Origin of the sequence: Brevibacillus sp. (genome assembly GCF_003521185.1) — a bacterium.
GTDB lineage: Bacteria > Bacillota > Bacilli > Brevibacillales > Brevibacillaceae > Brevibacillus > Brevibacillus parabrevis.
In genome coordinates, this window is record NZ_DOTK01000066.1 from 71,799 (window position 1) to 91,829 (window position 20,031).

The window sequence follows — 20,031 nt, forward strand, 5'->3', positions numbered from 1 at the left end:
GGAAATGAAAATGAAAAAACGGTGGTGGATCATCGGTTCCGTTGTCGTCCTGTTAGGGGCAGGGTTCGTTGGACTCAACATGATGGGTTCTCAGCAAGCCATGGGCATGCCCGTCAACATCGGAACACCGACCAAATCAGCTCTGGAAAGCAAAATCTTGACCTCCGGAATCGTCATCGTGGAGGACAAGCAGAAGCAGTATGCGAATGTGAACGGCACGTTGCGCGAGTTCGTCGTCAAAGAAGGCGACAAGGTCAAAAAAGGCCAGATCATCGCCAAAATTGATACGACCGATGTGGACAGCAGACTGCTTGATCTCGAAGCGCAGATGGAAGTCGCAAAAGCCAATCTTGCCAAAGCCCAGATCGGCGTAGAACCGGAAGAAGTAGCACAGGAGCGCGAGCGGGTCACGCAGGCACAGCGCGAGTACGATGCGGCCAAGCGAGAATACGACCGGATGAATCAATTGTTCTCCTCAGGCGCTTCGACTCAGCAGGAAGTCGACAAGGCGAAGTCTATCTTGGACAACGCGCTGTCCGCCCTCAATGTGGCGAAACAACAGTCCGCCCTGAAACAAAAAGGGCCGCGCAAAGAAGACATCGCCGCTCAGCAGGCACAAATCAACAAACTGGCCGTCGAACGGACTCAACTGGAAAAAGAACGCGTCCAGAGCGTTGTCGTCGCACCTGCGAACGGAACCGTTATTGGCGTCGCGGCGGACAACGGCCAATACGTCAACAAAGGCACGGAAATTTTGACACTGGCTAATCTCGACAACTTGCTCATTCAGGCTGACATCAACGAATCGGATGTCGGCAAGCTGAAGCTCGGACAGACGGCGACCATCGAAGGCATTACGCTGGGCAAACAAATGCTGAATGCCCAGATCACCCGAATCGCCCCGATCGCAACCACCAGCCAAAGCAGTTCGGGCCAAAGTGAGAAGACCCGCGTCAAAGTCATCCTCAAGCCGCAAGGAGATTTGAGCGCGCTCAAGCCAGGCTTCCACGTGGACATCAACATCTTGGCGGAAAAAATCGATAACGCTCTGCAAGTTCCGATCGAAGCTATCCAGCAGGAAGCGGACGGCAGCACTTTCGTCTGGATATCCGAGAACGGAATCGCCAAGAAACAGAAAGTCGCCACAGGCACTGAAAATGAACTGTTCTCCCACATCAAGCAAGGTCTGAACGGAGACGAGCAAATCATTTTGGGACCTGTTGAAGCGCTGAGTGAAGGAGCGCCTGTCATGCCGATGAGCGGCGGTCCCGCACCAATGGGCATGTAACGACTGGATGTGTTCCACGTAAAAAGGAGGTCAGCCGACAATGCTTCAGGTAGAAGGCTTGACGAAATCATACAAGACTGGCGATAGCACCCTCCCTATTTTGAAAGGTGTATCCTTGCTGGTGGAACAAGGCGAGTTCGTCGCCATCATGGGACCATCAGGATCAGGGAAATCGACGTTCATGAACATGCTGGGCTGTCTGGATCGCCCGGACACGGGAAGCTACATTCTCGACGGGATTGAGGTAAGCAGCCTCAATGACAAGCAGCTCGCCTACGTACGCAATCAAAAAATCGGCTTTGTGTTTCAGTCGTTCAATCTGCTTGCCCGCTCCACTTCCCTGCACAATGTAGAGTTGCCGATGATGTACGCCAACGTCAGCCGTTCGGAAAGGCGCAACAGGGCTACAGAAGCGCTGAAACGAGTAGGGCTGGGCGAACGCATGCACCACAAGCCTACTCAACTGTCCGGGGGTCAAAAGCAGCGCGTCGCCATCGCCAGAGCGCTGGTCAACCGTCCCGCCATCCTTTTGGCAGACGAACCGACAGGAAACCTCGATAGTCGCTCCGGTGTCGAGATCATGTCGATTTTTCAGGAACTGCACGCTCAAGGCGTCACGATTATTCTCGTCACGCACGAGATGGACATCGCCCAGCACGCCGAGCGAATCGTCACGTTCAAAGACGGCATCATCATCCGCGATGAGCGGGTAGAGGAACGCGTTTTCTCTACCCCGAATGACGAGGTGATTGTCACGTGAATTTTATGGAAAGCTTTTACACCGCACTGGAGGGCATCTGGGCCAACAAAATGCGCTCGGCCCTGACCATGCTCGGCATCATCATCGGGATTACTTCTGTCATCGCTGTTACCGCGCTTGGAGAAGGCGGACAAAAAGCAATCAACGACGAGATGGAAAAATTCGGGCAAAACACCTTCAACGTCTTCATTAACTGGGAGACAAAAGAAAAAATCGAATCCGACGACCTGACTATCGATGACGCTGCTGTCCTGGGCAGAATCAGTCCGGCAATCGAGTACATCGTCCCTTACAGCGGAACGACAATCGAGTTGAAGGGGCCGAAAAAAGAAGAGCGGGCCAACCTGACCGCCACCACGGCGGATTATTTCAACATCCAGAAAAGAATGAAAGTAACAAAAGGCCGCCTGTTCAGCGATACCGATGACAAGGAACAGCGCGCTGTCGTCGTGCTGGAGGACAAGCTTGGCGAGAAGCTGTTCGGACAAATGAATCCGATCGGTCAGCGCGTTCGCTGGGGAAACAATTCCCTCGTCGTCATCGGCACGTACTCAGAGGAAAAATTCAAGTTTGACATGGGCCAGGAAACATTCGGCGCCGTAGTTCCCATCCAGTATTACAACTCCCTGCTGGAAGAACCGTCGATCCATTCGTTTATGGGTACGGCTGTCGACAAAGCTTCCGTCAACTCGGCCATGCAGCAGGCCAAGCAATATTTGACGCGCAAACACCAAAAGAACGACCATTACATGGTTCGCAGCATGCAAGAATCGGTTGACCAGTTCAATCAGCTGACAGGCACGCTCACCTTGATTTTCAGCATCATCGCCGGGATCTCGCTCGTAGTCGGCGGGGTCGGCGTCATGAACATCATGCTCGTCTCCGTCACCGAGCGCACGCGGGAAATCGGGATTCGCAAAGCGCTGGGGGCGCGGCGAAGCGATATTTTGATTCAGTTTCTCATTGAATCCATCATCGTCTGCCTGATCGGCGGATTGGTCGGCGTCCTGTGCGGACTTGGCATCGCCGCCTTGATCTCGCATTTTGCCAACCTTCCACCGCTGCTATCGTGGAACAGCGTATTTATCGCGTTTGGCTTCTCCAGCGCTATCGGCATCTTTTTCGGGCTTTATCCAGCCAACAAAGCTGCCAAGCTCGACCCGATCGAAGCGCTGCGTTACGAATAGACCGATGCAAAAAACATGCACCTGTGCAACTTTCGCCACAGGTGCATGTTTATGTTGGAAACGTATCTGTCATCAGCTTCAAAAGAAAAAAAAGCGCAATCCCGACGCTCGCGACTGTCCACCAGAGCGTTTTGCTGTCAGTCTTGTCTGCCTTGTAGATACCGCTCAGCTTCCAGGTGCCTACAGCTACACAGAGGAGACTGATCAGGAGCAGGATTGTCCCCATGATCTCCCTCCTTTCCCCTCTCCTAGCTATATGGGGATGGAGGGAAAAAAATCACTCCTTGGGCTGCTTTTTCCCCAACCGGCCAAGCACCTGGCGACCGCGCTGCTTGAGCGCCTCGTCTTTAAGCGCAAGCTGTCGCTTTTTCATCAGGCCGTTTTTCGAAGTATCCGGACGATCCGGTTGTTTGTCGTCGCGCATCAGCTGAACTTGCCTCCGCCTTTTTTCTCATAGTCATCCAGCAGCTCGGCAAAGCTTTTGTTGCGCTCGCGTTCTTCCTGTTCGCGGCGTCTTTGTTCTTCAGCTTCCTTTGCCTTCCGCTCGTTTTCTGACTTCATGTCTTTTTCCAGCTGCTTCAGCTTCGATACCGCATCTGCGTTCAGCATGTCCTTCAAGCTGCCAAGCGAAGCCTTCGCTTCTGTTGCTGCTTCCTGCGTGTGACGCTGGTTTGGTTGCTGTTTTTGTTTTTTCTTTGCCATTTGAACTGCCATCCTTTCCCTATCGAACTAACGCCCTCATTCTCCGTCCCGTTTTGGGTCATACTACTTGTAAGCTTCGCATTGAGAGGAGGACGAAACATGGTGCGCAACAAAGCAAAAGACTTTGGAAAAACCGCAGAAATCCGCGGCCCGAAAGCTCAATCCGAGGCCATCCGTTCCAACGGTTCCATTAATAGTGAACCACAAGAAAGGTTAAAAGAAAACCGTTAGGCCAAAAGTTTAACCGCCGGGCTCGCGTGTCACGCCCGGCGGTTTTTATTGGGAGACATGCTCTTCGGACTGGCTCTTTTTTGCACCGACTCTTGCCTCAGGACGGTCAGCTTGTCATCCAGTTGAAAGCGGCAACCGTTTTTGACCAGCCTTTTGGCCAAATCCCGCTCCATGGCGATGCGCGGCAGCTCCTTGAACAACCCGGCCCGAAGCAAGTGTTCCTTGCGCAGCGAGACGTGGTGGGTATCAAACAGCGCCCATGGCGAGCGATAACGCGTAAGGTGCGGCCCGTATTTTTCCCGGATTGCCAGCCGCTTCTGCGCCATCGGACAAGGCAAGCCGATATGAAAAGGCAATTCGTTTACGATCTGGCTTTCTTCCAGCAGCGGGATCGGTTTGACAAGCGTATGCGGCCGTTTGATGTGCGGGTATTGCTCCAGCCAAAGCTGGCACTCCGCGTGCTGGATCTCCGTAAACCCTGGCTCATACACGGAATATATCCGCTTACGATCCTGTCCGAGCAAGACGAGCTGACTGGCTTTCTCATGCGCCTGCTGATGGACGCCGATGAATGAACGCGGAACAAGCATGTGGCTGGCCAGAAACACAATCAGTTCGCCTCGCGCAAGCTTGATCCCCGAATTGAGCAAATAGGCGAGCGGCTTTTGTTTGCGAAGCCGCACATAGTTCAACGAAAAATGGGCGGTAAATCGGGACAGTTTTTCCGCCGTCTCGTCCGTTGAAGCGTTGTCAAGGACGATCACCTCAAACTGTTCAAACGCGCAAAATTGCAGGTTGAAGCCGAACAGGGTATACAAGAGCTGATCGTCTGCATCTTTGGCAGGAATGACGACACTTGTCAGCATCGAATCTCCCCCCTTTTTCTGTGAAAAACGTCAAGCCGCTTTTCATGAAAGTGGATGTTACCGTTTTGTTTTGTAGCATATGCGGCAGACCATCATTTGGGCTGGGCTTGGCTCACGACCCGACCGCCACCGTATAAGCAACGAAAGTGTGATGCATGCTAAAAATGATGGCTGCCTCTCTTGGCGAACCTTTCGGCTGTATGGATAAGTGGATAAAGGAGGTTCAACGAATGGACAACGACCAGAAGCATCGTGAAAAAACAAAGGATATTTCCCTCGACGGAACCTTGCCGCATCAGATCAGCGCCCCTGATTTCAAAAAATCGTCCCGCTCCATCCAGCGACCTTTTGTCAACGAATTTGGCGTCGTGATCGGAGACAGCTTGTACGAGTCCAAAGAATCCCCGTTGAACAACTGGAGCACGGACACGGACCCTTCCATCATGGCGGGCGACCAATGGGTGCATCCCACCAACGATATCGGCTGGAACTCCTACGAAAACAAGGAGCTGCTGGAAGACAAGCCCATAGGCAATGCCCGCTTTATGCATCCGACGAAAGATGTCAGCAAAGGCAAGGATTGATTGAGCTGTCTTGAAAAAAATCGCCCATTCGGAAAAGACACACTGACCGAATGGGTGTTTTTGGTTTGTATGTTACAATGGGCTTGAAGAGACAGAAAGGAGCTGGCCCATGAGCATCACACTTGCGATAGCGCCTGCATTTTCGCTCGCCTATCAACGATATTCCGAATTTCGTCCAGGTGACACGCTTCGCCTGTACGTGCGGACAAGCGGTCCTGGAACGGGCGGGCTTTTCTACGCGATTGAAAAAGATGAAGCCATGCCTGACGACGCCATTTTCGAAGTGGAGGGCTTGCGCTTTGTCATCCGCCCTGCCGATTTCTGGTACTTCGATGGCGGTCAGCTTGACTTTGACCCTACATACGGCGAATACGGCTTTCGCTTCTTCAACCCGCGTCTGGCGGACTAGCAGAAACTTTTCTGGGCGTCATCCGTATGAAAGAGAGACTGCCATGACGTATGGGAGGAGCGTTTCATGAAAAAGAGCGGTTCGATTCTTTTGGCCGTCGGCGCTTTTTTGCTGGCCAATTTCAAATGGTTAATCGGTATTTTGAAGTTCTCCAAATTCGGCGCAACCCTTTTGTCGATGATCGTCAGCCTCGGGGCGTACGCCATGATTTACGGCTGGAAGTTTGCCGTGGCGATCGTCTACCTGATTTTCGTCCATGAGATGGGGCATGTCATCGCTGCCAAGCGCAAGGGCATTGCGACTTCGCCAGCCGTCTTCATCCCGTTTGCGGGTGCTTTTATATCGATGAAAGACATGCCGCGCGATGCGAAAACAGAAGCGTATCTCGCTTATGGCGGACCGCTTGCCGGGATGATTGCCTTTTTGCCTGCCCTGCCGCTTTACTGGTGGACGCAGGACCCGTTCTGGGCATTGGTTATCTACCTCGGTGCCGTACTCAACCTGTTCAATCTGTTGCCCGTCTCCCCGCTGGATGGCGGACGGATTGTCTCTGTGCTTTCCACAAAAATCTGGTTCGTTGGACTGATCGGTCTGGGGATCATGCTGTTTACCAATCCAGGCCCGATTATGGGACTCATCTTCATCCTCGGTCTGATTACTTGGTGGAACCGCCTGCGTGAAAACTACCAGCATCAGGTGCTGCAATACGAACGGGAACAAATCGAAAAGTTCATGCACGATATCGCCAAATGGCCTGAACTGGAAACGACATGGGACATGCGCGTCAGCATGAACGAAGAGGTAAGCGCACTGAATCAGGCTGAGCCGGACAAACGCTTCCTCGTCCCGTTCCTGCATGACGAAAAGCGGCTGGCACGCGACCAGAAGCGGCTGGATAAAGTGTATATGAACAGAAAATGGGAACTGTTCAAGCAATGGGAGCGCGAGCCGATCATGTTCATCGAGTCGGACCCGCTGCGTCCCGCTCCGTCCCAGGCACTGCAAGAAGCCGAGCAGGCAGCTCGCCAGCGGCTGGCGGAAGTCGATGAGCAAATGCATCGGCTGACAACGTATTATGTCGCTCCGGCCTCGACCAAGTGGAAAGTGCTGGCTGCTTACCTCGGGCTGGCCGCTGTTTTGTCGGCGTTCTTCGTCTACGGACAGCAGCTTTTGCACCGCTAATCCAGGCTTTGCTCCGACCGTCCGGTTCGTTTGGACCGGACGTTTGACCTTCTGTGACCTTCTGTGGGCGCAAAAACGTGCGCTACGCATACCTGAGAGTCGCTCTTCCCCAGCAAGAGGTCAGAAACGCCCGCCATGGTGATTTATCGCTTTTGAGAGTTGGCGCCAAACAGAGTAAAATAGGAGTGTACTTTCATAAAATTCCAGAGAGGATGACTTTTTACTTGGACAACGTCCCGATAGTGCTCAACCTGCTGCTTGTGATATTTCTTGTTTTTCTGAACGGCTTCTTCGTCGCCGCAGAGTTCGCTCTCGTCAAAGTGCGGCAAACGCGCTTGACACAATTAGTGAATGAAGGAAACAAACGCGCTGTATACGCTCAAAAAGTAACGCAAAAACTGGATGGCTATCTGTCTGCCTGCCAGGTCGGGATTACTCTCGCCTCGCTCGGACTGGGTTGGGTCGGGGAACCGGCTATCGCCCATATGATCGTCGAACCGCTGCTTGGTTCAACAGGATTGCCTGCCTATGCGATTTCTGCGATATCTTTTGGTATAGCGTTCGCGATTATTACCTTCCTGCACATCGTCTTGGGTGAACTGGCTCCGAAATCATTGGCTATTCAAAAAGCAGAAGAAACTTCGCTGTGGGTTGCCGCGCCATTGATGTTTTTCTATAAAATGCTTTACCCGGCGATCTGGTTTTTGAACGGAACCGCCAACGCCCTGATGAAACGACTTGGATTCGAAGCGATCTCGGAACATGAAGCAGCTCATACCGAAGAAGAAATCCGCATCCTCGTCAACCAAAGCCACCAAAGCGGTCATATTGACCAGACTGAATTGTCGCTGGTGGAACACGTTTTCGACTTTTCCGAAACCTTGGCCCGGGAAACGATGATCCCGCGAATTGACATGGTTTGCTTATATAGCACGAATACATTTGAAGAAAACTTGGAGATCATCCGCACGCAGCGACACACCCGTTTCCCTGTAGCGGCTGAGGACAAAGACAACATCATCGGTTTTGTCCACGCCACCGATTTTTACCTGGCGGCCCTGCAAGACGGACGTGTCAAGCTGGATTCGTTGCTCCGCCCTGTTCTGACGGTTCCGGAAACCATGGAGATCAGCACAGTCCTGCGCCTGATGCAGAAAAAGCGCTCGCAGCTCGCGATCGTCATCGACGAGTACGGCGGTACAGCTGGTCTGGTAACGATGGAGGACATTCTGGAAGAAATCGTCGGAGATATCCAGGACGAGTTCGACGAGGAAAGACCGGAGATCGAAAAGCTGGATAACGGCCTCTCCGTTTCCGGCATGCTGACGCTCGCCGACTTGAACGATCATATCCCGTTCGAGCTGGAATCCGAGGATGTAGACACGATTGGCGGCTGGCTGTACAGTCAACTGGAAGAAGATATCGCGGTAGGCGCTACAGTCGAGTGGGAAAACTACTTGTTCACCGTCAAGCAAATGGATAATCACCGTGTCACCCGCGTGTTGATTACGCCGATTAAAAACGACGAATCGCCGCAGCAAGAAGAGCTTTTGACCGTTTCCTGATCAACGAAAAGCCACTCCCCTTAGCAACTAGGGTGAGTGGCTTTTTTTGTGTGAAAAACGCCTCGATGTTTTTCTAGATATTGGATGATTCTGTTTGCGGTCAACAAAACGGTCACAGCTGTATTGTTATGTGCATCTCCGTTTTGGTTTCGGCTGAGTCAAGTCGTTTCCAAGCCATCCGACTGCTTCCAGTCTTGCACGCCGTTGTCCTCCAGTATGCCCATCGTTACGTCACTAATATCAGGATCGGTCAGCAGACTGTCGCGAATGCGGTATTTAATGTCGTCCGCTACCGCAAGAGTCAGACCCGCTCGCAGCTCGACATAGCATTCTACGTGGTAAAAGCGGCCTTCCTGGACAATTCGCAGGCGATTGATATCCGTCACATCCGGATCAGCAAAAATAATCGCTGCCACCCGGTCTTCGACTTCTTTTGGAGCGGCGACCCCAATCAAGCCGACCATGTTGTCGTATCCTACCTTGAACGCCACCCCGACCATCAAAATGCCGATCATGATCGTAGCGATACCGTCGAGCAAGGCAAACGTCGTAAACTGTGTCACCACTACCGCGATCAGAGCCAGGAGCGCTCCCGTCGTCGCTACGATATCTTCGTAAAAGACAAGCCGTGTCGGCGGCGCCGCGCGTCCCACATGGCGAAACGCAGCAGGCACAATCCCCCAGCCTTTTGCCTCGACGCGAGTCTCGTGCACGATTTCTTTCATCGCCTTGACCAACACCAAGCCATCTACGACAATCGCCAGAAACAAGATGATAAAATTAAGCCAGAAGTGGCTGGCGTGCGCAGGCTCTTTGAGCAGATGAATGCCTTCCATGACCGTCTCGTACGCCATGATCGTTACGACAATGACTGCGATCATGCAAAACAGGTTGATGACCCGACCAAATCCGGTCGGAAAGCGCGGCGTCGGCTTCTTTTCCGCCAGTACGCTGCCGAAAAACACAAAGCCCTGGTTGACCGCGTCCGCAATCGAGTGCATAGCCGAAGCGAACATCGCCCCGCTGCCGCTGTAGGCTGCGGCAAAGCCCTTGACAATCGCCAGGCCGAGATTGCCCAAAGCTGCTGTCGCTGAAGATGTGTTTCCCTTTTTTAACGTTGTCCAAAAAGAACTCATCCTGCCCGTATCCTCCTCGGGAAAAATCCTGTTTCTTCGTTTATTATTCCCCGTGAAAGCACGTCGTTCCTTTTTCAATAAAAGGAAAAAGGCAGCGCCGACCGCTTTGGCAGCCTTTACGCCAACAATTTCAGCCCCGCCACGGACACGATGACCAGCCCAATGAAAACAAGCCGCAGCGCATCTTTTGGCTCCCCGTAAAACAGCATTCCGACCAAGGCGCTTCCTACCGTGCCGATTCCCGTCCATACGGCGTAGGCGGTACCCATCGGAATCCCGTTCATCGCGATCGACAACAAAATGAAGCTGAGCGAAAATCCGCCGAGCAGAACAGCCCATGAACGCAGCGACGGCCGCTGGTTCACCTGCGAAATCCCCATGACGCCTACCACTTCAAACAACCCGGCAAAAATCAACGATACCCATGTCATGCAACTTCCCCCTCCTTGTGCGAATCTCCTCCATGTTCATGCGTGACCACCTTCAAGCCGATGATGCCCGCCAGCAACAGAGCAATCAGCCCAACTTTCATCCAACTGAACGGCTCCCCGAAAAAAGCCATCTCAACAATCACTGTGCCCGCCGTGCCCAACCCGACAAAGACAGCGTACACCGTGCTCGTCGGCAGCCGTTTGCCTGAGTAGATCAACACAGCGAAGCTGATCATAATAGCAATCGCCGTCAGTGCCCACTCCCACAATTGGTCCGCGTATTTCAGCCCTGCTACCCACATCACCTCAAACACGGCGGCAAGCACGACCAGCAGCCAGTTTTTTTGCATCGTAACCCCTCCTTTTTATATCGTTCCCCAAGTGCAACTCGCAGGCTCACCCGGGCTTTTTCCCACATGCAAAAAAAGCCACGGGCGAATACCGTTACAGATATTCTCCCGGGCTTTTATCCCTCCGTGTACACGGCAAACGCCGTGGGTTTTCTCTCGGTCCAGTCCGGCCACTGTCTGGCTCGCGGAACCCTAGAAAACTCAACATATGCAATTTGACTCATGGGCAACTGGCTCCTATTGTAGCAAAAGCCAAACGATTTTTGCAAGATTTTCGCAAGGGCAGCTACTTGTGCTATTCTAACTTACGTAAAGCAAAAGCTCGTCCCAAACGAAAACAAGCAAGGAGAATAAGCCGATGACGAATGTATTGTTTGTGTGCCTGGGAAATATTTGCCGCTCCCCGATGGCAGAAGCTGTTTTTCGCCATCTTGTCGAACAGGAAGGGCTGAGCAAAGAAATCAGCATCACTCTGCCGGGATCGGCGGCTGGCATGCCGGAGAGCGTCCGCACAAAGGCACCCAACAGGTTCTCGACGAAAAAGGGATCGCTCACGACACGTTGCGCGCCCGGCAAATCAAGCACCACGATTTTTCCGAGTACGACTATGTCGTCTGCATGGACGAAGAAAATTTGGCGGCGCTCACCCAAATGGCTCCGTCAGGCAAAAATGTGCACCGCCTGCTGGACTTCGCCAGCTCCGTACAGGAGCAAAACGTGGAAGACCCTTACTACACCGGGCGTTTCTCCTACGTATACGATCTGGTGGAAGCTGGCTGCCGCGGCCTTTTGGCAGAGATCAAAAGCAAAAAGGGATAGCCCTCCGTCTGGGGGCATCCCTTCTTTTTTTACACAGCTACGGTCTTTTCCTCCCACAGCCTGCCCAGCCAGCTTACCGTGCTGCCGATCAACTTGCTGTAGCTGTCTGCGGAAGAAAATGTATGATCGCCGCCGACAATCACTTCTTTTTCGCACGTTCCCCTTCTGCGCAAGTGCAGCTCCCGCTCGTAATGAAACATCGCATCGACTGCAATGACGTCATCGCGATTGCCGTGCAGGATCAGCACATCTCCTTCAAACTGCTTGACGTGGCGCAATGGCTGAGCACCGTTCAACGACTGGAAGTAGCGTCCGGAAAGCAAGTAGCCATTATGGTCGGTGCTCCCCAAAGAGAGTGCTTCCTGATACTCTTTTTCCCCGACGATCCGCACGATGTCTTCAAACGGCTGGGCTACCGCAGCCCACAGCACCATGGAATGAATCCGTCTGTCCTGACTTGCCGTCAAGGCCGAGACAGCCCCGCCAAGGCTGTGCCCGAGCAAAATAATCCGTTCCTGGTCTACCCGTTCCAGCGCAGCAGCGTAATCGAGCACATCGCGTGTCTGCTTGAGCAAAACGTCCAGCCCGCCTGCTCCGTAATCCCCGTCGCTTTCTCCGCATCCGCCATAATCAAAGCGCAAAACGCCAAACCCGTGAGCGGCAAGCTCTCTGGCGGCTTTTACAAACAAGCGGTTGACGCCGACTCGACTGCCGATAAAGCCATGGCAGATGACAACCAATGGGTATTTCGCAACCGTCCTGCCGTTTTGCTGCTCTGGCTCATGCAACGTTCCCGTCAACATAACTGTCTCGCTTGGAATATGTAATGTCCGTTCCAAAGAACTCACCTCTTTTATTTATAGTATTCCGAGTAGTTTACTTTGTTATTGACTATATTATCTCCTGTCCTGGCGAAACTGTCAAGAGTCGCCTGCGTTTTGGCACAGGCGACTCTTTTTATGGCTGAAGCGATTTGCCGATTCTTGCTTGCAGCACTTCAAGCAGCTGCATCCATTCCCGTCCTTGCTCGGATTCTTCGTTGCCAGCATACTGGTGCTCGCTTGGATAGAGCGAGTAAAAGACGCCCTCTTTGTTCTCCCCGATTTTCGTCAGGAAAGGATGCTCTTGATAATAAGGCAGCTTCGCCTGCTCCTTCGTCAAGCGGACAACCGTCGCCAACGGAACGTCCTTTTTGGCTACTGTGTCCTTGTAGTAAAACTGCACGCTAGACGGGTTGCCTTCTTCATTTGGCAATGTCGCTTCCGCGATTTTCAGCTTGCCCATCACTTTTTCCGGCAACAAAATCCGGTAGCCGAGCTTGCTGTCGTAAGCCTTCATCGCTTCGAAAGTCTTCTCGATGTTTTGATCGTTCAACGACTCAGGCGTATTCCAGATGCCTACCGATTTGTCCGATGCAGGTGCAACACTCTCGACGAACCATTGGTCACCCTGCTGGCTCACGACGAGAATCGCCCGATCCGTGCCGAATTTGCCTGTGGAAGTCACCAGGTCAAAATCGATCTGGTATTTCAGCTTTTGATTTTGCCCGCTGCCAACAGAATCATCCGTTATGCTTGCGACCGTAAAGCCTTCCACCCACGGACTGGATGCGCCTGTCACCCAATGGGCGTTCTCCAGAGGAGCTTTCAGCCCAGAACGCGCCTGCTCTGTCAAGAGCGCGTATTGCAGCGCACCGTTTCTCAGTTTGACAGCCTTTGCCCAAGTCTGGGCCGTATCGTATGCAGAAGTAGGAATAATCCCGCTCTCCAGCATTTTCAATTGCTCGCTCACTGAACTTTGAACAACTGCCGGTTTTTCCACTGCTGCGGCGCTGGATGGCTGCTGCACAATCGTCACGACGGAATAAGCCGTAACCCCGATTGCCAGTGCCGAACCTAACACGATGATTTTTTTCAACATTTCTGAACGCCTCCCAGTTGATCCCATGCCTGTATCGTACAGGCGAAAAATTGACTTGCACCTATTAGGACGCAACAACTGCCGTTTTGTAACGCAATTGCCTGGAAAATATTTGTGTTCACTAAAAATGAAAAAGCCGAAACCCGTCAGCTAACGGGAATCGGCTTTTCTCTTCGCTGTATGGTTACGCGTTGACCTGTTTGATAAACTCTTTCATCAAAGCAGGCAGATCGTTCCAGGCGTGCCCGGAAATCAAGTTGCGATCTACGTGGAAGCGCGTCTCGATGTACTTCGCTCCAGCCGCTTCAACCTCTGGACGGCAGGCAAAATATGCGGTCATCTCGCGTCCTTTGATTTCGTCTGCAATTACCGTAAGTGCCACACTCGCATGACACAAAATCATAATTGGTTTATCATGTTGGAAGAAATGACGGGCGATCCGGGCAAAATCTTTGTGCAGCCGGATATGCTCAGGGGCGCGTCCGCCGGGAATAATCAGGGCAGCGTACTCCTGCGGATCAATCTCTTCGAACGACGCATGTGCTTCGATCTGGTAGCCGCGTTTTTCCGTGAAAGTTTGCCAGTCTTCAAAATCGTGCACAACGGTATGAAGCACCTTCTTATCAGTTGGCGAGGCAATGGTCACTTCCAAGCCTTCCTCCAGGCAGCGATAATACGGATAGTAGGCTTCCAGCGCTTCCACTGCGTCGCCTGTCAGAATCAATACTTTTTTAGCCATGGCGGCTTCCACTCCTTTATTTATAAGCAATGAGGTTGTTGCGTATCAACAAGGCTTATTATACAGGCGTGCGCCAGCCAACATAAGAATGCACTTTTTTGTGCGGTAGTTACCAAAAGGATACTTATGGACAATGCTGTAGCAAAGGGAGAAAAACCATGCTTGATCTGAGAAAAGAAACGATGGAAAAAATCCGCAACGGCGATTTCACTTGCTCCAAGGAACTGACGCTGTCCATGTTCAGCGGGAAGTGGAAAGTCGTCATTTTATGGCACTTGGGCGTAGAAGGCCCGCATCGCTTCAGCGAGCTGCAACGCCTGTTTCCGAAAATTACGCATAAAATGCTGACGAGCCAGCTCAAGGAGCTGATCGAGGACGGGATCGTCCATCGCGAGGTTTATCCGGAAGTTCCGCCACGGGTGGAGTATTCCATGACCGAGCTGGGAATGACGCTGTTGCCGATCATCGAGCTAATGTACGAGTGGGGCGAAAAACGGATGGAGCAGCTGAAACTGGAATTGGGCGAGCAAACCACTCCTGCCTGCGAATGCCCGGTATCGCCCCAAAATAAAGAAGGATAGCACCCGACTGAGGCGCTATCCTTTTTGTTTACGGATTGACACTGTTTTTTGGCGGGGAAGCCAAATCTCGCAAAATGGCGACCTCTACCCGTCTGTTTTTTGCCCGGCCTTCCGCCGTCGTGTTCGGAGCTACCGGATGGTATTCGCCCATGCCAGTCGCGCTGAATTTCGTCGGGTTCAGGTTTTGGTTTTCCAGAAGCACCTTCAAAAAGTTGACGGAACGCTTGGCAGATAGATCCCAGTTGGACGGGAACTCCGCACGATGAATCGGCACGTTGTCCGTATGTCCGGTCACGGTCACTTTTTTCGGGTGAGGAACGAGCATCGCTGCCATTTCGGTAGCAAGCGTTCTCGCTTCCGGCTTCAGGACAGCGCTTCCCGAATCAAACAAGGCGTTGTCCAGGATCGTGATGAGAAGTCCTTCCTCGGTCAGCTTCGTCTGGAGCTTGTCCTGGAGTTTGTTTTGCTGAATGTAGCCTTCCAGCTGCGTTTGCAGCTTTTTCAAGTCCTCTGTTTCTTTGCGGACTGCTTCTTCCAGCTTTTTCTCTTCTTCCGTCTTCTGCTTTTCCGCTTCCTGTGCGCCTTTATGTACGGTTTGCTGCATCATGTTCGGATCGAGTGGAATCGGGCTAGGCTGATCCAAAACGCCCACGCCGCCGTTCAACGCAACGTTAAAGGAGCGAACCATCTGGTCGAACTTCTTGGCATCCATTTCGCTGGAGGCAAACAATACGATAAACAAAGCGAGCAGGAGGGTGAGCAAGTCCGCGTACGGAATCAGCCAAGACTCGTCCATATGCTCTTCGTGCTGAGCATGTCTCTTTGGTCGCTTAGCCATTTACCGCAGCTCCTTCCTCCCTCTTCTCTTCCTTCATTTCTTCTTTCATCTCGCTGCGCTCGTTGTACGGGATGTACACCAGAAGCTTCTGCTCGATGGCAGCCGGAGAAACACCTGCCTGAATGGACAGAAGTCCTTCCACCATGATTTTCTTGATTTCGATTTCTTGCTTGGATTTTCTTTTCAGCTTGGTGGCGAATGGGTGCCACAGCACGTAACCGGTAAAAATACCGAGCAGAGTCGCTACGAACGCAGCCGCGATCGATATACCGAGGGCGTCGATATCGCTCAGGTTACCCAGTGCCGCAATCAGACCAACTACCGCTCCCAATACCCCGAGGGTCGGAGCGTAGCTGCCCGCCTGGCTGAAGACGAGGGCGCCAGCCTGGTGGCGTTCTTCAATCGCGTGAATTTCCTCGTTGAGAACATCGCGGACGAAATCCGGCTCGCCACCGTCGATGATCATCTTCATGCCATTGCGCAGGAACGGGTCTTCGATCTCATCAGACGTGTTTTCCAGAGCAAGCAAGCCTTCACGACGGGCGATAGATGCCCAGTTCATGAATTGACCGATCAGTTCCCTTTTGGCAGGGAGTTTTTGCTCGCTAAAAATCACCTTGAAAAGGGCAGGAATCCTTTTGATTTCCGACATGGGAAATGCATTGAAAAGGGCGGCAATCGTACCTACGATGATAATCATGAACGCTGCTGGATTCAGCAGGGCCGAGGGACTCGCGTGCTTCAAGATCATCCCGACCACTACTGCGACAATACCTAGGACTATACCTATCAAGGTAGACTTTTCCATCGTGACACTCCCTATTACCATAATCGAAATTTATCTATATTATGGTTTCGGTATTTTTCGCCACTTTTGTGAGGGGTAGTTACATAAAATCCGCATCTTTTCGCAAGAAACTAATAGAGAGGACAAAATGATCGTAGATGTGGGCTTTGACCCGTTTAACCGAAGTGCTGCACCAGGCCGATCATGACCAGCAATCCTACGATAAACGAAAAAGTCGCGGAACGGGCATGGCCGTCTCCGTGGCTTTCCGGAATCAGCTCCTTGTACACGATAAACAGCATGGCGCCAGCGGCAAAAGCCAGCCCGTACGGCACCAGCCCTTTGACCACCGCCGTGAGATAATGGCCGCAAATCGCGGAAACGATTTCGACGGCTCCGGTCATCGTCGCAAGCAAAAAGGCTTTGAACCGACTCACTTTTTGATTGATGAGAAACAGCGCCACCAAAAAGCCTTCGGGCGCGTTTTGCAGGCCAATCGCAAACGCGATCAAGCCGCCAAGCTCCGACTGCTCGCTGGAATAACTAACCCCGACGGACAGTCCCTCGGGTATATTGTGCAAAGTAATCGCCATCAAAATCAGCAGAGCCTGGGAGTCCATCGAAATGTTGACCCTCGTATGCTCCAGATCAATATGCGGAATTACGCTTTCCAGGACAGTCAGAAAAAGCGTCCCGGTAAGCACGCCCAGACAGACGATAATGAACGGGGCGTTGGACATCGCCTGGGGAATCAGGCTGAACGTCGCTGCCGCCACCATGATGCCAGCGGTAAAGGCCAGGAGAATATCCCGCCAACGGTGTGTGACCGTACGGAAAAAGAGAATCGGCAAAGCCCCGACTCCCGTTGCCATCGCGGACAGAAAGCTCCCCATTAAAAGCTGCTCCATGCAAGGTTCCTCCACGAGTCGTTTGTTTGTCATCTGTTCTTGTCCACGTTTCGAAGGGGCGTGAGTATCCCTTTTGTTAGCTTATAATAAAATCAGGGGAAACATGTTAAAAATTTCACTTTGTCGCTTCAAAAAAACGCCAGGAGCACTGGCGTTTTTCTCAAAAAAGAATCTTATGTTTCCGAGCGGTACGTTTTGCCCAGCTCGTCTCCCAGCCCGAAGTAATGACGAAAATTGTAGATCAACGGATTCCACGCCGCAGGATCGATATGATTCGTACCGAGCACAATTCGTCTGTCCGCATGCACACGCTTGACCTCTGTTTCCACGATGGCAAAAAAGTCGGCGTAGTCGGGAATGCGGATGTTTTTCACGACCGCCTCCAGCTGGAGCGGGCAATTGCCGACCCGCTTTGGCCGCACAAGCTCCGATTCCAGAGCGAACAGGTCGGCAGCCTGGAACTTGTCCGCTTCGTGGCGAAAGCCCAGCTCCTGTTTGTACGCTGGCACCGGATTGCGGCCCGTCAGCGGGGCTAACGCTTCTACTTGCCGCCACATGGACGCTTCCGGCAAATTGATCACGCACTCTTTCGTGCGGCGCAAATTTTCCAGTCCTTGCGACCCGTATCCAAGCCCGAGAATCACATGATAGCCGAGCGCCCACGAGGAGGAGATGGGACTGATATTCGTCGTCCCGTCCTCGTTTTCGGTAGTTAACAAAACAACAGGTGTACCGTAGTACAAAATTTTTGGCTGGATCGCAACATGGCTCGTCATCGACGAAACCTCCTTCATACGAAAATAAACGCTTTATGCATTCATTTTAGTAGAAGAACATTTCGATGGTTCTCGAAGTATGCTTGCCAGTCTCTTATACTTTGAATCGGCTGATCATATGTTGCAACTCTTCTGCCATGTTCGAGAGCGCAGTCGCGGAAGACGTAATTTCCTCCATCGCGGCGAGCTGCTCTTCTGTAGCCGCCGAGACGTTTTGCGTACCGTCTGCCGCAATCTCGGACACTTCGCTGACCAGCTCGATTGCCTTGATGACTTGTTCGGAGTGCGCGGATACTTCCTGCGCTGCTGCGGACACATCCTGCATCTGATCCGCTACAGACGTGATCGACATCTGGATTTGCCCGAAAGTCTCGCCTGCGTGGTGCACGACGAGAATCCCTTGCTGCACTTCCTTCGTTCCTGATTCCATCGATTCTACTGCCAGCTTTGTATCTGTCTGGATCGTTTTGATCAGTTGCGCGATCTGCTGCGCCGATTGGGACGACTGCTCTGCCAGCTTCCGCACTTCATCGGCAACGACCGCAAAGCCGCGCCCATGCTCTCCTGCTCTGGCAGCCTCGATAGCAGCATTGAGCGCAAGCAAGTTGGTTTGCTCCGCGATGCCTGTAATCACTTCGATAATTTGACCGATGGCTTGCGAATGGCTGCCCAGTCCATCGACTACACCTGCCAATTCGCGAATCGAATCGTGAATGGCGTTCATTTGCAAGACGGCAGCCTGGATGGACTGATTTCCTTCTCCCGCCATTGTCGCAACCTGAATAACCATGTTGGATGCCTGTTGGGCGTTCCCCGCGATATGACGAATGCCCCGGGACATATCGTCGATCGCCCGCGCTCCCTGCTCCACGCTTTTCACCTGGCGATCCGTACCGGCAGCGACTTCCTGCACCGTCACTGCAATCTGCTCTGTCGCCCGGCTTGTTTGCTCAGAGCTTGCCGTCAGCTCCTCCGCCGATGCGGCTACCTGCTCCGATGTGACGCTAACCTGACGGATTACGCCTTTGAGGCTGTCGGTCATCTCGTTGAAGGAATTGGCCAGATCGAGGATTTCGTCGCGGCTTTTGACAACCATTGGCTTCACCAGCAGATTTCCTCCTGCTACCTCCTTCATTTCCGCAACCAGACGCAAAATCGGGCCACGAATGCTTCGCGTCAGCCAGAGGGCGAGAAGCAGACACCCTGCGACCGAAATGGCAAGCGTAATGAGATTATCCCGTTTGAGCGCCTCGTACAGTTCGGCGCTTTCTCTTCCCGCGCGCTCCGTCCCCATTCTGTTGAACTCGATCATCGCATCGATGTACTTCTTGCGCTCACCGAACAGCTCGCTCGCCTTTTTACGCACATTGCCCAGCTCGGCCAGCTCCTCCGGCGTCGCCCCGCGCTTGACGTCCATCTTCTTTCCGATCTCCACGTATTCCTTGTTGAAAATCTCGTACTTCTTCATGGTTTCTTTCAAACCATCGAAATTTTTCCGGTCTTCCTCGTTGTAAATCGTTTTTTCGTAACTGGTCAAAAGCCCGTCGATGTATACGAAGTGTTCATCAATTTGCCCAGCGTATTTGTTTTTTTCTGCAATCGTCTCCGCGTTGAGAATCGTCTGATCCAAACCGTAGATCGTTTCCAGCGTGGAATTGATTTTCAAAATCTCTTCCATGCCCGGCTGCCAGACCGTTTTCATCTCTTCCACTTTGCTGTTCATTTGGCTCGTCTTGTATGTACTCATCGCTCCCATGTATGCGATTACAATGAGAATTAGTGCAAACGCGCTGCCGAGCTTTTTTCCGATCGTCCATCTCATAAAAACACCACTTTTCTTGACGTTGTATGATCTCGTTATGACCCTATTCCCGTTTGAATTTCGGGGTAAACATGTCCGTTCAAATTGTACCCGCTCTGACACAAAAACGGAACGCGAAATTTTGAAAAGAATATTGTCTGAATCGTCTTT

General features: G+C 52.4%; 24 protein-coding genes, 1 pseudogene and 1 riboswitch. Of the genes and pseudogenes, 10 read left to right on the plus strand and 15 right to left on the minus strand.

The genetic code is table 11. The features are described from left to right. Positions 1–10 precede the first annotated feature (10 nt). From DEP07_RS20180 to DEP07_RS20190, 3 genes are read left to right on the plus strand one after another with little or no spacing between them, the layout of a single operon-like run. Positions 11–1,288, plus strand: a complete 1,278-nt coding sequence (locus tag DEP07_RS20180; protein ID WP_122966241.1) for an efflux RND transporter periplasmic adaptor subunit — start codon at positions 11–13, stop codon at positions 1,286–1,288. A gap of 40 nt (positions 1,289–1,328) precedes the next feature. Next, entirely contained in the window at positions 1,329–2,048 is a 720-nt protein-coding gene (locus tag DEP07_RS20185) for an ABC transporter ATP-binding protein (protein WP_122966242.1), read from the plus strand. Then, positions 2,045–3,235, plus strand: coding sequence for an ABC transporter permease (locus DEP07_RS20190; RefSeq protein WP_122966243.1), 1,191 nt, complete (start codon positions 2,045–2,047; stop codon positions 3,233–3,235). Before DEP07_RS20185 ends, DEP07_RS20190 begins: the two co-directional genes overlap by 4 nt. 49 nt (positions 3,236–3,284) lie before the next feature. On the opposite strand, the gene DEP07_RS20195 is transcribed toward DEP07_RS20190, so the two are convergent. Genes DEP07_RS20195 through DEP07_RS20205 form a run of 3 tightly spaced genes read right to left on the minus strand, consistent with a single transcriptional unit; the run spans position 3,285 to position 3,937 of the window. Then, positions 3,285–3,461 carry a hypothetical protein gene (locus tag DEP07_RS20195; RefSeq protein ID WP_167470375.1) on the minus strand — a complete coding sequence of 59 codons (177 nt, stop codon included), beginning with the start codon at positions 3,459–3,461 and terminating at the stop codon, positions 3,285–3,287. Positions 3,462–3,512: 51 nt separating this feature from the next. After that, on the minus strand, positions 3,513–3,659 hold the full coding sequence (locus DEP07_RS20200; protein WP_167470376.1) for a hypothetical protein: 147 nt from the start codon (positions 3,657–3,659) through the stop codon (positions 3,513–3,515). Next, positions 3,659–3,937 carry a DUF3886 domain-containing protein gene (locus DEP07_RS20205; RefSeq protein WP_173597123.1) on the minus strand — a complete coding sequence of 93 codons (279 nt, stop codon included), beginning with the start codon at positions 3,935–3,937 and terminating at the stop codon, positions 3,659–3,661. Before DEP07_RS20205 ends, DEP07_RS20200 begins: the two co-directional genes overlap by 1 nt. A gap of 99 nt (positions 3,938–4,036) precedes the next feature. On the opposite strand from DEP07_RS20205, the gene sspK reads away from it, so the two are divergent. Continuing rightward, a complete protein-coding gene (gene sspK, locus DEP07_RS20210; protein WP_063230518.1) occupies positions 4,037–4,168 on the plus strand; it encodes a small acid-soluble spore protein K in 132 nt (43 codons plus the stop codon). Between the two features lie 29 nt (positions 4,169–4,197). On the opposite strand, the gene DEP07_RS20215 is transcribed toward sspK, so the two are convergent. Then, complete coding sequence (locus DEP07_RS20215; protein ID WP_122966245.1) at positions 4,198–5,034, minus strand: glycosyltransferase family A protein; 837 nt, start codon at positions 5,032–5,034, stop codon at positions 4,198–4,200. Between the two features lie 230 nt (positions 5,035–5,264). On the opposite strand from DEP07_RS20215, the gene DEP07_RS20220 reads away from it, so the two are divergent. From DEP07_RS20220 to DEP07_RS20235, 4 genes are all read left to right on the plus strand, one after another. Then, positions 5,265–5,618, plus strand: a complete 354-nt coding sequence (locus DEP07_RS20220; protein ID WP_122966246.1) for a DUF3905 domain-containing protein — start codon at positions 5,265–5,267, stop codon at positions 5,616–5,618. Positions 5,619–5,727: 109 nt separating this feature from the next. Continuing rightward, positions 5,728–6,027 (plus strand): iron-sulfur cluster biosynthesis family protein, encoded by a 300-nt coding sequence (locus DEP07_RS20225; protein ID WP_063230523.1) that lies wholly within the window; start codon positions 5,728–5,730, stop codon positions 6,025–6,027. A 66-nt stretch (positions 6,028–6,093) separates the two neighbouring features. Next, positions 6,094–7,209, plus strand: coding sequence for a site-2 protease family protein (locus tag DEP07_RS20230; protein WP_122966247.1), 1,116 nt, complete (start codon positions 6,094–6,096; stop codon positions 7,207–7,209). 224 nt (positions 7,210–7,433) lie between these two features. After that, positions 7,434–8,774, plus strand: coding sequence for a hemolysin family protein (locus tag DEP07_RS20235; protein ID WP_122966365.1), 1,341 nt, complete (start codon positions 7,434–7,436; stop codon positions 8,772–8,774). Between the two features lie 158 nt (positions 8,775–8,932). On the opposite strand, the gene DEP07_RS20240 is transcribed toward DEP07_RS20235, so the two are convergent. The 3 genes from DEP07_RS20240 to DEP07_RS20250 form a co-directional block, all read right to left on the minus strand. After that, the gene (locus DEP07_RS20240) at positions 8,933–9,910 is read right to left on the minus strand and encodes a cation diffusion facilitator family transporter (protein ID WP_122966248.1); all 978 of its coding nucleotides are present in this window, start codon (positions 9,908–9,910) and stop codon (positions 8,933–8,935) included. A 116-nt stretch (positions 9,911–10,026) separates the two neighbouring features. Next, positions 10,027–10,341: a DMT family transporter gene (locus DEP07_RS20245; RefSeq protein ID WP_122966249.1), complete on the minus strand. Its 315-nt coding sequence runs from the start codon at positions 10,339–10,341 to the stop codon at positions 10,027–10,029. Further along, positions 10,338–10,691, minus strand: coding sequence for a DMT family transporter (locus DEP07_RS20250; RefSeq protein WP_122966250.1), 354 nt, complete (start codon positions 10,689–10,691; stop codon positions 10,338–10,340). Before DEP07_RS20250 ends, DEP07_RS20245 begins: the two co-directional genes overlap by 4 nt. Before the next feature lie 103 nt (positions 10,692–10,794). Next, positions 10,795–10,898, minus strand: a riboswitch (guanidine-I (ykkC/yxkD leader). A gap of 199 nt (positions 10,899–11,097) precedes the next feature. Between DEP07_RS20250 and DEP07_RS20255 the strand changes: the two are divergent. Beyond that, positions 11,098–11,423: pseudogene (locus DEP07_RS20255) on the plus strand (arsenate reductase/protein-tyrosine-phosphatase family protein); the annotation flags it as partial. Positions 11,424–11,539: 116 nt separating this feature from the next. On the opposite strand, the gene DEP07_RS20260 reads toward DEP07_RS20255, so the two are convergent. The 3 genes from DEP07_RS20260 to DEP07_RS20270 form a co-directional block, all read right to left on the minus strand. After that, on the minus strand, positions 11,540–12,349 hold the full coding sequence (locus DEP07_RS20260; RefSeq protein WP_173597125.1) for an alpha/beta hydrolase family protein: 810 nt from the start codon (positions 12,347–12,349) through the stop codon (positions 11,540–11,542). Positions 12,350–12,467: 118 nt separating this feature from the next. Next, positions 12,468–13,430, minus strand: coding sequence for a hypothetical protein (locus tag DEP07_RS20265; RefSeq protein WP_173597126.1), 963 nt, complete (start codon positions 13,428–13,430; stop codon positions 12,468–12,470). A 184-nt stretch (positions 13,431–13,614) separates the two neighbouring features. Then, the gene (locus DEP07_RS20270) at positions 13,615–14,169 is read right to left on the minus strand and encodes a DJ-1/PfpI family protein (RefSeq protein ID WP_173598667.1); all 555 of its coding nucleotides are present in this window, start codon (positions 14,167–14,169) and stop codon (positions 13,615–13,617) included. A 158-nt stretch (positions 14,170–14,327) separates the two neighbouring features. Here DEP07_RS20270 and DEP07_RS20275 point away from each other — a divergent pair, with 158 nt between their 5' ends. Then, positions 14,328–14,750 carry a winged helix-turn-helix transcriptional regulator gene (locus DEP07_RS20275; protein WP_122966255.1) on the plus strand — a complete coding sequence of 141 codons (423 nt, stop codon included), beginning with the start codon at positions 14,328–14,330 and terminating at the stop codon, positions 14,748–14,750. Between the two features lie 28 nt (positions 14,751–14,778). Here DEP07_RS20275 and motB read toward each other — a convergent pair whose 3' ends face one another. From motB to DEP07_RS20300, 5 genes are all read right to left on the minus strand, one after another. Then, positions 14,779–15,588, minus strand: coding sequence for a flagellar motor protein MotB (gene motB, locus DEP07_RS20280; protein ID WP_063230540.1), 810 nt, complete (start codon positions 15,586–15,588; stop codon positions 14,779–14,781). Further along, positions 15,581–16,396: a flagellar motor stator protein MotA gene (motA, locus tag DEP07_RS20285; protein WP_122966256.1), complete on the minus strand. Its 816-nt coding sequence runs from the start codon at positions 16,394–16,396 to the stop codon at positions 15,581–15,583. The genes motB and motA overlap by 8 nt, the downstream gene beginning before the upstream one ends. A 155-nt stretch (positions 16,397–16,551) precedes the next feature. Then, positions 16,552–17,283 carry a ZIP family metal transporter gene (locus DEP07_RS20290; RefSeq protein ID WP_063230543.1) on the minus strand — a complete coding sequence of 244 codons (732 nt, stop codon included), beginning with the start codon at positions 17,281–17,283 and terminating at the stop codon, positions 16,552–16,554. Positions 17,284–17,456: 173 nt separating this feature from the next. Beyond that, positions 17,457–18,059, minus strand: a complete 603-nt coding sequence (locus tag DEP07_RS20295; protein WP_122966257.1) for a flavin reductase family protein — start codon at positions 18,057–18,059, stop codon at positions 17,457–17,459. Between the two features lie 94 nt (positions 18,060–18,153). Beyond that, a complete protein-coding gene (locus DEP07_RS20300) occupies positions 18,154–19,881 on the minus strand; it encodes a methyl-accepting chemotaxis protein (protein ID WP_274874898.1) in 1,728 nt (575 codons plus the stop codon). Positions 19,882–20,031 lie beyond the last annotated feature (150 nt).

Excerpts from the sequence above, each read along its gene's own strand:
- DEP07_RS20185 (WP_122966242.1), top strand. The coding sequence starts at position 1,329 with ATGCTTCAGGTAGAAGGCTTGACGAAATCATACAAGACTGGCGATAGC.
- DEP07_RS20240 (WP_122966248.1), bottom strand. The coding sequence starts at position 9,910 with ATGAGTTCTTTTTGGACAACGTTAAAAAAGGGAAACACATCTTCAGCG.
- DEP07_RS20200 (WP_167470376.1), bottom strand. The coding sequence starts at position 3,659 with ATGCGCGACGACAAACAACCGGATCGTCCGGATACTTCGAAAAACGGC.
- DEP07_RS20265 (WP_173597126.1), bottom strand. The coding sequence starts at position 13,430 with ATGTTGAAAAAAATCATCGTGTTAGGTTCGGCACTGGCAATCGGGGTT.
- DEP07_RS20230 (WP_122966247.1), top strand. The coding sequence starts at position 6,094 with ATGAAAAAGAGCGGTTCGATTCTTTTGGCCGTCGGCGCTTTTTTGCTG.
- DEP07_RS20245 (WP_122966249.1), bottom strand. The coding sequence starts at position 10,341 with ATGACATGGGTATCGTTGATTTTTGCCGGGTTGTTTGAAGTGGTAGGC.
- DEP07_RS20205 (WP_173597123.1), bottom strand. The coding sequence starts at position 3,937 with ATGGCAAAGAAAAAACAAAAACAGCAACCAAACCAGCGTCACACGCAG.
- DEP07_RS20275 (WP_122966255.1), top strand. The coding sequence starts at position 14,328 with ATGCTTGATCTGAGAAAAGAAACGATGGAAAAAATCCGCAACGGCGAT.
- motB (WP_063230540.1), bottom strand. The coding sequence starts at position 15,588 with ATGGCTAAGCGACCAAAGAGACATGCTCAGCACGAAGAGCATATGGAC.
- sspK (WP_063230518.1), top strand. The coding sequence starts at position 4,037 with ATGGTGCGCAACAAAGCAAAAGACTTTGGAAAAACCGCAGAAATCCGC.
- DEP07_RS20250 (WP_122966250.1), bottom strand. The coding sequence starts at position 10,691 with ATGCAAAAAAACTGGCTGCTGGTCGTGCTTGCCGCCGTGTTTGAGGTG.
- DEP07_RS20195 (WP_167470375.1), bottom strand. The coding sequence starts at position 3,461 with ATGGGGACAATCCTGCTCCTGATCAGTCTCCTCTGTGTAGCTGTAGGC.
- DEP07_RS20220 (WP_122966246.1), top strand. The coding sequence starts at position 5,265 with ATGGACAACGACCAGAAGCATCGTGAAAAAACAAAGGATATTTCCCTC.
- DEP07_RS20300 (WP_274874898.1), bottom strand. The coding sequence starts at position 19,881 with ATGAGATGGACGATCGGAAAAAAGCTCGGCAGCGCGTTTGCACTAATT.
- DEP07_RS20215 (WP_122966245.1), bottom strand. The coding sequence starts at position 5,034 with ATGCTGACAAGTGTCGTCATTCCTGCCAAAGATGCAGACGATCAGCTC.
- DEP07_RS20180 (WP_122966241.1), top strand. The coding sequence starts at position 11 with ATGAAAAAACGGTGGTGGATCATCGGTTCCGTTGTCGTCCTGTTAGGG.
- DEP07_RS20270 (WP_173598667.1), bottom strand. The coding sequence starts at position 14,169 with ATGGCTAAAAAAGTATTGATTCTGACAGGCGACGCAGTGGAAGCGCTG.
- motA (WP_122966256.1), bottom strand. The coding sequence starts at position 16,396 with ATGGAAAAGTCTACCTTGATAGGTATAGTCCTAGGTATTGTCGCAGTA.
- DEP07_RS20295 (WP_122966257.1), bottom strand. The coding sequence starts at position 18,059 with ATGACGAGCCATGTTGCGATCCAGCCAAAAATTTTGTACTACGGTACA.
- DEP07_RS20290 (WP_063230543.1), bottom strand. The coding sequence starts at position 17,283 with ATGGAGCAGCTTTTAATGGGGAGCTTTCTGTCCGCGATGGCAACGGGA.
- DEP07_RS20225 (WP_063230523.1), top strand. The coding sequence starts at position 5,728 with ATGAGCATCACACTTGCGATAGCGCCTGCATTTTCGCTCGCCTATCAA.